This window comes from Prochlorococcus marinus XMU1419 (assembly GCF_017695955.1).
Classification (GTDB): domain Bacteria; phylum Cyanobacteriota; class Cyanobacteriia; order PCC-6307; family Cyanobiaceae; genus Prochlorococcus_A; species Prochlorococcus_A marinus_AD.
Genome location: NZ_JAAORO010000003.1, coordinates 581802 through 596340, shown reverse-complemented (window position 1 = coordinate 596340; position 14539 = coordinate 581802). Strand labels below are relative to the sequence as shown.

12 protein-coding genes are annotated in these 14539 nt (G+C 30.8%); 4 read left to right on the top strand and 8 right to left on the bottom strand.

The window, feature by feature from the left end; all coding sequences use genetic code 11:
* Positions 1-179: 179 nt before the first annotated feature.
* Genes thrC through HA151_RS09275 form a run of 3 tightly spaced genes read right to left on the bottom strand, consistent with a single transcriptional unit; the run spans position 180 to position 3720 of the window.
* Entirely contained in the window at positions 180-1283 is a 1104-nt protein-coding gene (gene thrC / locus HA151_RS09285) for a threonine synthase (protein WP_209107140.1), read from the bottom strand.
* A 6-nt stretch (positions 1284-1289) separates the two neighbouring features.
* On the bottom strand, positions 1290-1862 hold the full coding sequence (locus HA151_RS09280; protein WP_209107139.1) for an alpha/beta hydrolase: 573 nt from the start codon (positions 1860-1862) through the stop codon (positions 1290-1292).
* A 1-nt stretch (position 1863) separates the two neighbouring features.
* Positions 1864-3720, bottom strand: a complete 1857-nt coding sequence (locus HA151_RS09275; protein ID WP_209107138.1) for an ABC1 kinase family protein — start codon at positions 3718-3720, stop codon at positions 1864-1866.
* A 68-nt stretch (positions 3721-3788) separates the two neighbouring features.
* Here HA151_RS09275 and HA151_RS09270 point away from each other — a divergent pair, with 68 nt between their 5' ends.
* The 3 genes from HA151_RS09270 to HA151_RS09260 all read left to right on the top strand — a co-directional run bounded on the left by HA151_RS09270 (position 3789) and on the right by HA151_RS09260 (position 10035).
* Entirely contained in the window at positions 3789-5465 is a 1677-nt protein-coding gene (locus HA151_RS09270) for an AAA family ATPase (RefSeq protein WP_209107137.1), read from the top strand.
* Positions 5466-5520: 55 nt separating this feature from the next.
* Positions 5521-8424 carry an excinuclease ABC subunit UvrA gene (gene uvrA, locus HA151_RS09265; protein ID WP_209107136.1) on the top strand — a complete coding sequence of 968 codons (2904 nt, stop codon included), beginning with the start codon at positions 5521-5523 and terminating at the stop codon, positions 8422-8424.
* A gap of 201 nt (positions 8425-8625) precedes the next feature.
* Positions 8626-10035 carry a glycosyltransferase gene (locus HA151_RS09260; RefSeq protein ID WP_209107135.1) on the top strand — a complete coding sequence of 470 codons (1410 nt, stop codon included), beginning with the start codon at positions 8626-8628 and terminating at the stop codon, positions 10033-10035.
* Here HA151_RS09260 and HA151_RS09255 read toward each other — a convergent pair.
* Genes HA151_RS09255 through HA151_RS09245 form a run of 3 tightly spaced genes read right to left on the bottom strand, consistent with a single transcriptional unit; the run spans position 9969 to position 11566 of the window.
* On the bottom strand, positions 9969-10214 hold the full coding sequence (locus HA151_RS09255) for a hypothetical protein (RefSeq protein ID WP_032516209.1): 246 nt from the start codon (positions 10212-10214) through the stop codon (positions 9969-9971). The two genes, HA151_RS09260 and HA151_RS09255, sit on opposite strands and share 67 nt — an antisense overlap.
* A 10-nt stretch (positions 10215-10224) precedes the next feature.
* A complete protein-coding gene (gene mraY / locus HA151_RS09250) occupies positions 10225-11301 on the bottom strand; it encodes a phospho-N-acetylmuramoyl-pentapeptide-transferase (protein ID WP_209107134.1) in 1077 nt (358 codons plus the stop codon).
* Positions 11285-11566, bottom strand: coding sequence for a DUF3134 family protein (locus HA151_RS09245; RefSeq protein ID WP_025923746.1), 282 nt, complete (start codon positions 11564-11566; stop codon positions 11285-11287). Before HA151_RS09245 ends, mraY begins: the two co-directional genes overlap by 17 nt.
* 285 nt (positions 11567-11851) lie before the next feature.
* Between HA151_RS09245 and HA151_RS09240 the strand changes: the two genes are divergently transcribed.
* Positions 11852-13066, top strand: a complete 1215-nt coding sequence (locus HA151_RS09240; protein ID WP_209107133.1) for an argininosuccinate synthase — start codon at positions 11852-11854, stop codon at positions 13064-13066.
* Positions 13067-13069: 3 nt separating this feature from the next.
* On the opposite strand, the gene rpsF is transcribed toward HA151_RS09240, so the two are convergent.
* Positions 13070-13531 carry a 30S ribosomal protein S6 gene (gene rpsF, locus HA151_RS09235; protein ID WP_209107132.1) on the bottom strand — a complete coding sequence of 154 codons (462 nt, stop codon included), beginning with the start codon at positions 13529-13531 and terminating at the stop codon, positions 13070-13072.
* A 102-nt stretch (positions 13532-13633) separates the two neighbouring features.
* Positions 13634-14494 carry a shikimate dehydrogenase gene (locus HA151_RS09230; protein WP_209107131.1) on the bottom strand — a complete coding sequence of 287 codons (861 nt, stop codon included), beginning with the start codon at positions 14492-14494 and terminating at the stop codon, positions 13634-13636.
* Positions 14495-14539 lie beyond the last annotated feature (45 nt).

The following is a 14539-nucleotide window of genomic DNA, read 5'->3' as shown; positions in this document are numbered from 1 at the left end:
TTTATTTACTTGATTTATAGTCTTTTTTAAAGGTGGAAAAAAAAAATTATTTGTTAAATAAAAATTTAAATTTTGACTTCTGAAAAAACTAATTAACAAAGTGGATAACTTTTAATATTTTTATCAACAGATAAATTAAGTTTTTAATTTATTTCCACAGACAGAATTTTTTGTGGTTCTTAATATCCCAATATTTTCGTTATATTTTTTAATGAAGGTTCAATATTTTTTCTGAAAATCGCATCATTGTTGGTAATAGCACAATCGGGATCTTTTAAACCATTTCCAGTAAGAACACAAACAATAGTAGATTCTTTCTGAATTCTATTTTTATTTTTTATGAGTCCAGCAACTGATGCTGCACTGGCAGGTTCACAAAATATTCCCTCTTTTGCAAGGATTTTATAAGCATTGATTATTTCTTCATCTCTAACTGATTGAAAATCTCCTTTACTTTCTTTTCTTACTAGTTTTGCTTTTTCTCTGTTAACAGGATTCCCAATTCTTATTGCTGTAGCAATTGTTTCAGGATTTTTAACTATTATGTTCTGTACTAAGGGAGCAGAACCTTCAGATTGAAATCCCATCATAATTGGTAATTTTATATTTCTTTTTATTTTTGAATATTCTTTAAAACCTAACCAATAAGCAGTTATATTTCCTGCATTGCCCATTGGGATACAAAGCCAATCAGGTGCAATGCCTAGGTCATCAACTATTTCAAAGGCTCCTGTCTTTTGACCTTGAATTCGATATGGATTAACAGAGTTAACAAGTTCTACAGGATGTTCTGATGATAAATCTCTTACAATTTCTAAAGCTTTATCAAAGTTTCCATCGATAGATATAATCTCTGCTCCATACATTAAAGCTTGTGCAAGCTTTCCTTGTGCGACAAAACCTTCTGGGATTAAAACATAAGGTTTTAATCCACCTCTAGATGCATATGCTGCTGCAGCTGCAGAAGTGTTTCCAGTACTTGCACAAATTACTGCTTCACGACCTTCTTCTTTTGCTTTGCTGATGGCCATTGTCATTCCCCGATCTTTAAAAGATCCTGTAGGATTGAGTCCATCATATTTTAAATAAACTTTCGTTCCATTTCCAACTAACTTACTGATTCTGTCACTGAGAATTAGTGGAGTATTTCCTTCATTAAGAGAGATAATAGGTGTTTTTTTTGAAACAGGAAGGTATTGTTTATAAGCTTCAATTAAACCTGGCCATCTTTTCTTTTTGTAATTGATACGTAGTTTATTTTTGATTTTATTAATTAACACCATAGTTGTTTAATTTGTTTTAATTTTTTCTAGAGGAGAATTTGTAAAAAAATCTAATAATTCTGATATTGATTCTACTTTATTCATAACTTTGCTTAAAGCGTTGACATCCAAAATAACAGTTTTAGTTGGATATCCTTCAAAAAATCTTATAAGATTTATTTTTCCATTTCCTATATTAATGCCCTGGATAATACTTGATCTAAGGGCTAACATGCCTGTTCTTGAATCATTTGCTCTTGTTGGATGAATAATAGAAGAAAGTCTCGTTAAAATAACATTTCCTATCTCTGAATATACTAATTTGCTTGCAATAGTAATAGGGATTTCAAAATCCTTATTTAATACTTTTCTAATTTCATTATCAGTAGATCCTGTTGCTTTTAAAATTTTTCTTAATTTTTTTGTTGAATTACCTTCTTCGGCAAATGATTTTAATGAATTTACTTGAACTGTTCTTGAAAATATATTGTAAATGATCTTAATTTCTTCAGCAGCATTAGTTTTTGAAACATAAAAAAGTGATTGAAAACTAATTAGAACAAAAAATATTTTAATTAATAAATATTTACTAAATTTCATTTTAAATATTTGTACCTGCTGCAATCTTTACAAGTCTCACTACACTTTTTTCTGTAACTTTTTTTGCAATTTTTATACTCATTTCTTTTGTATAAGGTTCATTTAAAAGACGGGGAATTCTTTTTAGAAAAATATCAATTGAGTAGCCAGGAACTTTTTGAATAATTTCTAAAAAGTTTTTAAATGGTTCTATATAAATTATAAGGTCATTTAAATTATTACTTTCATTAGTCGTATTTAATTTAATCGAGCTTGGTAGGTAGTTATTTAAATTTTTTAATATTTTTAGACTAAATAAATCTATTTGATTTGTTAAGCCTTCAATTATTTCATCTCTAAGAAATCCCCCTTTTGGAGAAAAAAGCAGATTTATGACTTCGTCTAATAGTTTCTCCAAATTAAGATTTGTTTGCTTTGCGGCATTAGATAGTAGATCTTCCAAGCGGTCCCATTTGAATTTTTTATTATCAAAAAGCATTTCTTTCAAGCTTTCTCTTAACTGTGGATCAGGATCTTCCATCAATCTTCTTGCAAAATATGGATAAGCTGCACCTAATATTTTAAAGTTTGGGTCTACGCTTAACGCAATTCCTTCTAATGTAAGTAGAGACCTTATTATAAGGGCATAGTATGGAGGTAATCTGAAAGGGAATTTATACATTACCCCAGACATGTCGTCTGTAACGCTTTTAAAATCCATCTTTGAAACCCCTTGTTCAACTGCGTTGATAAAGACATCTTGGAATGCTGGAACAATGGGTTCTAGGTTTACTTCTTCTGATAAAAATCCTAATTTTACGAAATCTTGAGAAAGTTTATCAAAATTTTTATTAACCAAATGTACAACTGCTTGTATTAAGCCAGACCTTGAATCTCTAGAAACTTCACTCATCATTCCGAAATCTAGATAACATAATCTTCCATCTTTCAGAGCTAATAAATTTCCTGGATGAGGGTCAGCATGAAAAAAACCATGTTCTAAAAGTTGTTCTAAACTGCACTGCACCCCAATATCAATCATTTTGTCCGGGTCAATTCCTAATTTTTTTACATCTTCTAGATTGGTTAATTTTGTACCATCAATCCACTCCATAGTTAAAACCCTTCTTGAAGTAATTTCTTTATAAATTTTTGGTACAGCAATCATTTGGTTATGTTCATGCATATTTCTAAATTTTTCAGCATTTTCAGCTTCATTTAAATAATCCATCTCTTCAAAAACTCTTTTGCCTAATTCATCGATTAATGCCACGAGATCGCTTCTTATTAATCCCACATTGTTTTTTAACCAGTAGGCAATATTTCTTACTATGTAAAGATCTAAAGTTATTTGTTCTCTTAAACCTGGTCGTTGGACTTTAACCGCAACAACTTCTTCATTCTTTAGTTTCGCTTTGTGTACTTGTCCTAAAGAAGCTGCAGAAATTGGTTCTTTATCAATTTCTAAAAAAATTTCATCAACTTTTGATCTTAAATCTTCTTCTATTAATTCCATAGCTTTATCTCCGTCAAAACCTGGAAGTTGATCTTGTAATTCAGATAATTCTTCAAGAAGAATCCCTGGAATGATATCTGGTCTTGTTGATAAAGCCTGACCCGCTTTGACAAATGCTGGGCCAAGTTCTACTAATAAATTTGTTAATTCTTTTGCTCTAAATCTTGCTTTTTCTTTGTTTTTTAATCTACCGGTCAGTTTATCCCACCCAACAGCAAATAAATATACAAATATAGGTATGAGTGTTTGCCAAAGTCTTTTTAAAAGCCTTTTTGGATTCTTTTTATAAATTTTAGATATAGTTTCTGGATCATAATCCAGAAGTCCAGATACCTCAATAAAATCAGTAAAATCTTCTTTCATAACTTTATATATTAAAGACCTTTATTTTTTTAAAAAAGAAGTTAATTTTTTTATATGGAAGATTTATCATGCTAATACAATTAAAAATAGAGAATATTGCCTTAATAGAGATTATAGAAATTAATTTTGAAAAAGGTTTGAACATTATTACTGGGGATTCTGGCTCAGGAAAATCACTAATTTTAGATTCCTTAAATGTTTTATTTGGTGGAACTAATATACCTTTAAAGCACTTAATACGTCCAGGAAAAGATCATTGTTCTATAGATGCAATATTTTCTTCTTCTTTTCAAATCAATAACTGGCTAATTAGTAATGGTTTCAAAAGTAATTCAGTTTTAAATATCAAAAGAATATCCTATAGAAAAAATAATAAAGTTTTATCTAAATATACCCTTAACAATTTATCAATTAATAAAAAATTATTAGAAGAACTTGGACAATTATTAATAGATTTTGCAGGTCAATCTGATACTTGTATATTTGATTCTCAAGAAAAGCGAAGAATGATTCTTGATGATTTATGTGCGCAGGAATTGAAAGATACAAATGCAAAGATTAAAAATATATGGGATGAAAGTCAGGTTTTAAAAGGATTAATGAATGAAAAAATTGAGTCCTCTAAGAAGCAAGAAGAAAATAACTTAATGACTAAACAAATATTGAAAACTCTAGAGGAAGCTAATTTAGACTCAAGTCAGGAAATCTTAGAATTAGAGTTATTAGAAAAAAAACTTGTTAATAACCTCGAAATAAATAATTCAATTCAATCATCTTTAGATAATTTAAATAATTTTAGACATGATCAACCATCAGTAGCATCTTTAATAAACCAATCAATAAAAAATTTAAATAGAACTGCAGATTTTGATTTAAAAATTCAAGAGTTTAGAGAAAATTTATTAGATATTCAAACCAATGTTGAAGATTTAATTTTCGCTTTAAACTCATATATACAAGATTTAGATCATAATGAATCTACTCTTCCAGAAATACAAAAAAGATTATTCTTTTTAAAAAACTTAGAGAGAACTTTTTCATTGGATTTAACTCAATTAATTGAAAAGCGCGATCAATTAAAGACGTATTTTCAACAAAATGATCAAGATAATGAAATTTGCAGGATTAAAGCTCAAATTGAAAATTTGCAAAGTAATTTAAATTCTTTATTTGTTATTCAATCTACTGAAAGAAAAAAAATTGCTAAATATTTACAAAATTCAGTAATGTCAATTTTAAGCAATTTAGGTTTAGAAAATGCAAATTTTTCAATTCAATTTTCTGAATGCAAGCCCTCTGGCGAGGGAATTGACGATATTAAATTTTTGTTTTCGGCTAATCCTGATCAGAAGCTTGCTACATTATCAAATGTTATTTCTGGCGGAGAAATGTCAAGATTTTTATTAGCTATTAAATCTAGTATTTCTAAACAATCCAATACTTTCTTTTTAGATGAAATTGATAGTGGTTTAAGTGGTAAATCTCTATTTTCTCTGGTTGAGCTGATTAAAGAAATTTCTAAAAATCAACAAGTCTTATGTATTACACATCAGCCATTCCTAGCTGCTAGGGGATCAGCTCATTTCAAAGTTAATAAAAACGTAATAAATGGAATAACTTATACTTCAATTACAAAGCTAACTACAAAAAATCAAAGAAAAAATGAACTAATAGAACTTATAGGTGGGGGTTCATGCGAAGTAAACGAATATGCTTCTAAACTTCTTGATCGCTCAGCTGCGTAAAATTCAAAAAATTCTACTATAATAACCTTTTTAAATCATAATTTTAGATTTAAACATGGTTAATAAAGTTGCTAGTAGTTTTGGAAAAGATAATTCAATTATTATAAGGGGAGCTCGCCAGCATAATTTAAAAAATATTGATCTTTCTCTACCTAGGAATAAATTTATAGTTTTTACAGGTGTGAGTGGAAGTGGTAAGAGTTCTCTGGCTTTTGATACTATTTTTGCTGAAGGTCAAAGAAGATATGTCGAGAGCCTTTCTGCATACGCAAGGCAATTTTTGGGTCAAGTAGATAAACCAGATGTTGACAATATTGAAGGTTTATCACCTGCTATATCAATTGATCAAAAATCTACAAGTCATAATCCACGATCAACAGTTGGAACAGTAACAGAAATACAAGATTATTTAAGATTATTATTTGGTCGTGCTGGTGAGCCGCATTGTCACCACTGTGGGATTCCAATTGCGCCTCAAACAATTGATGAAATGGTGGATCAAATTCTTCTTTTACCTGAAGGAACAAGGTACCAATTGTTAGCTCCTGTTGTAAGAGGTAAGAAAGGAACACATACAAAATTAATAAGCGGACTAGCGGCTGAAGGATTTGCTAGAGTAAGAATCAATGGAGAAGTAAGAGAACTTGCTGATAGTATTGAATTAGATAAAAATCAAATTCATAATATTGAGGTAGTAGTTGATAGATTAATTGCAAGAGAAGGAATACAAGAAAGATTAAATGATTCACTACAAACTTGTCTCAAAAGAGGCGATGGTTTAGCAATAGTAGAAGTTGTTCCAAAAAAAGGAGAAAATTTACCTTCTAACTTAGAAAGAGAAAAACTTTACTCAGAAAATTATGCATGTCCTGTACATGGCTCAATTGTTGAAGAACTTTCTCCTAGATTATTTTCTTTTAATAGCCCATATGGTGCCTGTCCAGATTGCCATGGGATTGGTTACTTAAAAAAATTTACTGCAGATAGAGTCATACCTGATAAAACATTGCCTGTTTATGCTGCAATAGCTCCTTGGAGTGAGAAAGATAATACCTATTACTTCTCTTTACTTTATTCTGTAGGTCAAGCTTATGGTTTTGAATTAAAAACTCCTTGGAAAGATTTAAGTGATTTGCAAAAACAAGTACTACTTTTGGGATCAGATAAACCAATATTAATTCAAGCTGATAGTCGTTTTAAAACCTCTAGTGGTTTTGAAAGACCTTTTGAGGGGATTTTACCAATATTAGAAAGGCAATTGAATGAAGCCAATGGAGAATCAGTTAAACAAAAATTAGAAAAGTATCTAGAATTAGTACCCTGTAAGACATGTTCTGGAAAAAGATTAAGACCTGAGGCTTTGGCCGTTAAACTTGGTCCATACAACATTACTGACTTAACCTCTATAAGTGTTTCTGAAACCCTAAATCACGTAGAGCGCATCATGGGTTTAGGAAAGACAAAGAAAGAAAATATATCTTTATCAGAAAAACAAAAGCAAATAGGTGAATTGGTTTTAAAAGAGATTCGTTTACGTTTAAAGTTTTTAATTAATGTTGGTTTAGATTATTTGACTTTAGATAGACCAGCTATGACTTTGTCTGGTGGTGAGGCTCAGCGTATTAGATTGGCTACTCAAATAGGAGCAGGTCTTACTGGTGTTTTATATGTTTTAGATGAACCAAGTATTGGTTTGCATCAGAGAGACAATGACAGATTATTAGAAACCTTAAAAAGCTTAAGAGACTTGGGAAATACTTTGGTTGTGGTTGAACATGATGAAGATACTATGAAATCCGCAGATTATCTAGTAGATATTGGTCCAGGGGCAGGTGTTTATGGTGGGGAAATAATTGCTAAAGGATCTTATCAAGATGTCTTAAATTCAGAAAGGTCATTAACTGGAGCATATCTCAGTGGTAGGAAGTCAATTCCTACTCCAAAAGAACGTAGATCATCTGTAAAAAAAAGTTTAATTTTAAATAATTGCTCTAAAAATAATTTAAAAAATATTTCTGTAGAATTTCCTTTAGGAAGGTTAGTTTCTGTAACTGGTGTAAGTGGAAGTGGAAAGAGCACTTTGATAAATGAATTACTTCATCCTGCATTGTGCCATTCTCTAGGATTAAAAGTTCCTTTTCCCCAAGGTGTAAAAGAGTTAAAGGGTATAAAGGCAATTGATAAAGTTATCGTTATTGATCAATCTCCAATAGGAAGAACCCCTAGATCAAATCCTGCTACATATACAGGTGCTTTTGACCCTATAAGGCAGATATTTACTGCCACAGTAGAAGCAAAAGCAAGAGGTTATCAGGCTGGTCAATTTAGCTTTAATGTGAAAGGAGGAAGATGCGAAGCTTGTAAAGGCCAGGGAGTCAATGTTATTGAAATGAATTTTTTACCTGATGTGTATGTTCAATGTGAAGTATGCAAAGGAGCTCGTTTTAATAGAGAAACTCTTCAAGTTAAATATAAAGGTTTCAATATATCTGATGTTCTAGAGATGACTGTTGAACAAGCTGCAGAAACTTTTTCTGCTATACCTCAAGCTGCTGAAAGATTATCTACATTGGTTGATGTTGGCCTAGGATACGTCAAACTAGGCCAGCCAGCTCCTACATTATCTGGTGGAGAGGCTCAAAGAGTTAAGTTAGCCACGGAACTGTCAAAAAGGGCTACTGGAAAAACATTATATTTGATTGATGAACCAACTACAGGGTTAAGTTTTTATGATGTTCATAAATTAATGGATGTGATACAACGTTTGGTAGATAAAGGGAATTCAGTAATTGTTATTGAACATAATTTAGATGTTATTAGATGTTCAGATTGGATAATCGATTTAGGACCTGATGGAGGGAACAAAGGAGGAGAAATAATTGCAGAAGGTATTCCTGAGGATGTAGCTAAAAATCCTATAAGTCATACAGCAAAGTATCTTAAAAAGGTTCTGAAATAAGTAAATCCTTGTTGTATTTCTTTTTATTTTAATTTTTTCTGCAAAACCAAATTCTTTTTTAAACGGCCATAAAACTCCTCTATAACTGCTTTTTTGAAAACTTTTATATAAAAAAAGTTTCAAATCATAATGCTTTCTTAATATTTCCTTTGAAAATTCAGCTTATTTGTATTAAAGGCCGTTTGTCGGAGGATTTGCTGAATGAGGTTAAAATTTTTACATTTACATTTACATGGTCTTATACGTTCTAAAAATCTTGAGTTAGGCAGAGATGCAGATACAGGAGGGCAAACACAATACGTTTTTGAGTTAATTAAAAGTCTGGCTAATACTTCAGAAGTTGATCAAGTTGATTTAGTTACTCGTTTAATAAAAGACCCTAAAGTAGAAGATGAATATTCTCAAGAAGAAGAATTTGTAGAACCTGGAGTTAGAATTTTAAGATTCAAATTTGGACCTAATAAATATTTAAGAAAGGAATTGCTTTGGCCTTATTTAGATCATTTAACTGAAAAACTGATTTCTTACTATAAAAACAACAAAAAGCCTAATTTTATTCATGCACATTATGCAGATGCTGGTTATGTAGGAGTTAAACTAAGTAAATCCCTCAAGGTTCCTCTTATATTTACTGGTCATTCTCTAGGAAGAGAGAAAAAAAGGAAATTACTTGATACTGGTTTAAAAAATAATCAAATAGAAAAACTTTATTCTATGAGTAAAAGAATTGAGGCAGAAGAAAAAGCATTGAAATCTGCAGATATTGTCGTTACAAGCACTAAACAAGAGTCAGTGTATCAATATTCCCAATATTCTTCTTTTTCACCTCATAAAGCTAAAGTTATTCCGCCTGGTGTCGATCATAATAAATTTCACCATATTCACTCCACAAGCGAGACAGCCGAAATTGATAACATGATGAAACCTTTTCTCAAGGATTCTTCTAAACCTCCATTTTTGTCTATTTCTAGAGCTGTACGAAGAAAAAATATTCCATCTTTGATTGAAGCATATGGAAGATCTGAAAAATTACAAAGAAAAACTAATTTAATTTTGATTTTGGGTTGTAGAGATAGTACTTCAAAACTTGACCCTCAACAAAAAGATGTTTTTAATAATATTTTTGAAACAATTGATAAATATAATTTGTATGGAAAGGTAGCTTATCCAAAAAAACATTTTCCAAGTCAGATTCCTGCTTTATATAGGTGGGCTGCTAGCAGAGGTGGCGTATTTGTAAATCCAGCTTTAACAGAGCCTTTTGGTTTAACTCTTCTTGAAGCTTCTTCATGTGGATTACCAATAATATCAACAAATGATGGAGGACCTAAAGAAATTCGTTCAAAATGTGAAAATGGACTTCTAGTTGATGTTACTGATATTGATGAGCTGAAAGTTATTCTTGAAAAAGGGATATCAAATAATAATCAGTGGAAAATATGGAGCAGAAATGGAATTGAGGGTGTTAACAGGCACTTTAGTTGGAACACTCATGTACGTAATTATTTATCAGTGCTTACTCAAGAATTTTCAAGTTCAACTAGTTATTCTTCATCTGACATTAAACAAAGTTGTTTAAAAGGGACTTCTTCACTTATAAAACCCCATTGATCAAAAACCTTTGGATCAGGGTGAAGAATTAGTTGATTATTTTGAGTTTTCTTTAGTTTAAAGCCCTTTTTAGATAGTTTTTTCATTAAGTTAGCAGTTTCTTCAAATCTTGATGCCATTGCATCAAGACTTGAGCAGTCACTTGTTAACCCATTATCTTTCCATGTAAAAAAATTCATAACAAATTTTTTAAAGATTAATTTTTAAAACTATACCTAAAATTACAAGTAAAATGTTGATTTTCCAAAAATTTTCAACTATTTTTTGTTCCTTCACTCCTTTAAGTTCAAAGTGGTGGTGTAGTGGAGCCATTAAAAATATGCGTTTTCCTCTATGAAATAATTTTTTTGTAATTTTAAAAAACCCTACTTGAATCATTACTGATAACGATTCAATAATAAATATTCCTGAGAAAATAGATAAGGTAAAAATGCTATTAGTTAATAAAGCTATAGAACCCAGAATTGCTCCTATACTTAGAGATCCTGTGTCACCCATAAATATTTTTGCAGGATAACTATTGTACTTGAGAAAACCTAAGCATATGCCTGACATTGAAAAACATAAAATGCTAAAAACAAAAAGTTCTTGCTGTTCTTTCAGTAATATTTCTGTTCCTAATCCATAAAAGACAATCCCACTGCATCCAGCTGCTAATCCATCTAGTCCATCAGTCAAATTTACTGAATTACTTATGCCGACAAGTACTAAAAAAGAAACTGGTATTATGAAAATATTCATATTTATTACCCAGGAGTCAGAAATTGTTATTAATGGACTGATTAAATTTTTTTCGTAGGCGAAAAATATAAAAATTATTGAGATGACAGTTTGTAAGATTAATTTCTCTTTTGTTTTTAAACCTGTGTTCTCTTTTTTCTTAATGCTTAAATAATCATCTAAAAATCCTGTAATAAAGAAACCAAAAATAGTAAGAAATAAAAGAATTAATTTTAGAGAACCTACATTGATAGTTATTATTAAAAGCAAAATTAAAAAAGGGATTATCATAAAAATCCCCCCCATTGTTGGAGTATCACTTTTTTTAAAGTGATTAGCTGGGCCTTCATACCTAATACTTTGAAGTAAATTAAATTTTTTGATAATCTTTAGACCATTTTTCGTTGTAAAAATAGAAATAAAGAAGAATAGTATGAAAACTCCTGTAAAAATAAAATTATTAAAAAAATAGGAGGTAACTATTAAAGCAAAAGTATTTAATATAAATAAAGATTCAAAGTTAAACTTTTTAATCTTCCCAATCATCTTCTAATGAAGGATCTTCTTCAGTTTTATAATCTTCCTTTTCCCCCATTAGCGCTGAAAGTTCTTCTTCCTCTATTGTACTAATCTCTTGGGAATCTCCATCTTTTTCGGCAACGAGTCTACCTGTATTTTCAAGCCAAGATAGTAGATCAGGCTCCTCTCTTAATGGCAATACAGGAGCTGGATCATCTCTGTGGTAGCAAGTTAAAGCGGGATTGACTTCGGAAATATCGTCTAATCTAAGTTTTAGTTTGTTTGAATCCATTATAGGTAATGTTCTATATATAAGATAATACATAATAATGCACACTAAAAACTTTGTTTGATAAAGGAAATTTAAAATACTTTTTTATCTGGCTAATTTCATTATTGATGTCTGGATTATTAAAGCTTTTTGGATATTTGAATCCCAATGTTTTAATAATTAATAACTTTCTTCTCTTATTACTAGTTTTTGGTCCAGCTCTTTTAGTTACAATAGTATTAGTCTTTAATAAGTTTTCAAATTCTTAATTACGTCAAAAAATTTTAATTTATGGAGCAAATTTAGATGCAGCAGGCAAAAAAAGTTGTACTAGCTTATTCTGGTGGCGTAGATACGAGCGTTTGCATTCCCTATTTAAAGAATGAATATGGAATTTCAGAAGTGGTTACTTTTGTCGCAGATCTTGGTCAAGGCGAGGATTTAGAGCTTATTAGGCAAAAAGCTTTGAATTCTGGCGCATCTCAATCAATTGTTGGCAATTTAGTTAATAGTTTTGTTGAGAGATACGCTTTTCCAGCCATTAGAGCAAACGCATTATATTTAGATAAATATCCTTTATCTACAGCTCTTGCTAGGCCTTTAATTGCAGAAAATCTTGTAAATATTGCTCGAGAGTTTAATGCTGATGCAGTAGCTCATGGATGCACTGGTAAAGGGAATGATCAAGTTCGATTTGATTTAGCTATAAATGCTTTAGGTCCTGATTTAAAAATAATTACTCCTGCAAGGGAATGGAATATGAGTAGGGAAGAGGCAATAGTGTACGGAGAAAAATTTGGTATTCCTGCACCTGTATCAAAAAAATCACCATATTCAATAGATGTTAATTTACTTGGTAGGAGTATTGAAGCAGGCATATTAGAAGACCCAATGAAAGAAGCACCTGAAGATATTTTTGCAATGACATCATCTATTGAGAACTCACCTGATTCTCCTCAAGAAATAGAAATTATTTTTAAAAATGGCGTCCCTGTTGGATTTAATGATGAATCTTTAACCCCCGTAGAGATTATTAAAAAAGCTAATCTTCTCGCAGGTGAGCATGGTTTTGGAAGAATTGATATGATTGAAGATCGAGTAGTAGGAATTAAAAGTAGAGAGATTTACGAAACACCAGGCCTCTCGCTTTTAATCAAAGCTCATAAAGAATTAGAAAGCATTACATTAAACCCAGACGTTATTGACTTTAAAGGAATAGTTGAAAAAAAATGGGGTCAACTTGTTTATCAAGGTTTTTGGTTTGGACCTCTTAAAGATAGTTTAGATTCATTTATTTCGTCGACTCAAACTTCAGTTAATGGAAGAGTAAAGATTAGACTTCATAAGGGGAACGCAATAGTTATTGGGAGAATGTCGGAAAATAATTCACTTTACAGAGAAGATTTGGCAACTTATAGCAAAGAGGATGTTTTTAATCATTCTTTAGCGGAGGGTTTTATTTATATGTGGGGTATGTCTAATAAAATATGGGCTGAATTAAATTCAAAAATAAAAGATTAACATTTAAGATTCTGCTTTTTCTTTAGTTTCAGTATCATCTTTTGCCGAAGTTAAAGTATCTGCGCTTACTATTGGTTTTTCTTCCTTAGATTCAACTTTAGTTTCTGGATTTTCTTTACCATCTGTTTTACTTGAACTCTTCGTAGAGGGTCTTGGAGTTGGCAAAGGCCCTTCTTGTTTTACGGTCATGTATCTAATAACATCTTCACTAAGTCTCATTGCTTTTTCGATTTTGAAAATATGTTGTCCATCTCCTTGATGACTTAGTTGGACGTAAATACCTTCTCTATGTTTTGCAATTTGATAGGCTAATCTTCTCTTACCCCTCATTTGACTATCGAGGATGGTACCGCCAAATTCTTCTAAAAGCTTATTGTATTTATCAATGTGGTTAGTTACTTCATCTTCCGCAATATCTGGGCGGAGGATATACATGGTTTCGTAATAAGATTGTAGATCGTTCATAGTTTCAGACAAGGTCTTTGGCTCATATAATTGATGACATGAGCGTCTGTTCAACTATAACGATACATCATGATGTGCATTTCCTTAAAAATTAGCATTATTTTAAAGATGATTTTTGAGTGCATCATTCATAATATGAAAAGGTACTTCTAAGCCATTTGTCCAAAATGATAATGATTTTAATCCCTGAGCAACAAGCATTTGCAAACCATCGATAGTCATGCATCCTTTATTGGCACTAAATTTTAATAGATGAGTCGGAGAAGGATTATAGATTAAATCATAAACAATTGTTTTTGAGTTAAGAGATCTCCAAAAATAATCTCCATAAGGCAATAAATTCATTTCATTTTTGGCTGTTTTCATTCCTACTGGTGTTGCATTTACAACTAAATCTGCTTCCTCAATTAAATTTTGAGCTTGATTATCGTTACTTAAGAAGCTCTGAAGTTCAATTTGATTTTCAAAGTTTTTTATTAATTTATCTAATGATGATTTGTTACGTGATATTACTGAAATTTTTGAAAGATTTAAATTTATTAAACCTTGAATAACAGATTTTGCTGCACCCCCGGAGCCAAGAACTATTGAATTTTTCCTTGCTAAGTTAAAATTTTTTAATGGATAAATAAATCCTTCTAAATCAGTATTAGTTGCGCTCCATTCTTTTTTAGAATTTAATTTCAGGGTATTAATGGCTTTCAGTTTGTTTGCAATAGGCGAAATTTCACTACATAGGTTAAATACTTTTTCTTTATGGGGAATTGTAATATTTAAACCTTTGCAATTAATTTTTTTCAAAGAATTCAGAACCAATTCTAGATCTTCATCTTTGCAAGGGATAGCAATATAAATTAAATCTAGGCCTAAATATTGGAATGCAGCATTTTGCATAATCGGTGACAATGAATGGCTTACCGGATTGCCGATTAATGCTATAAAAGATGTCTTACTTGAAATCATGTTTAGAATTTTTCTTTAAAATAATGATCTGTTCGGGAACCACAC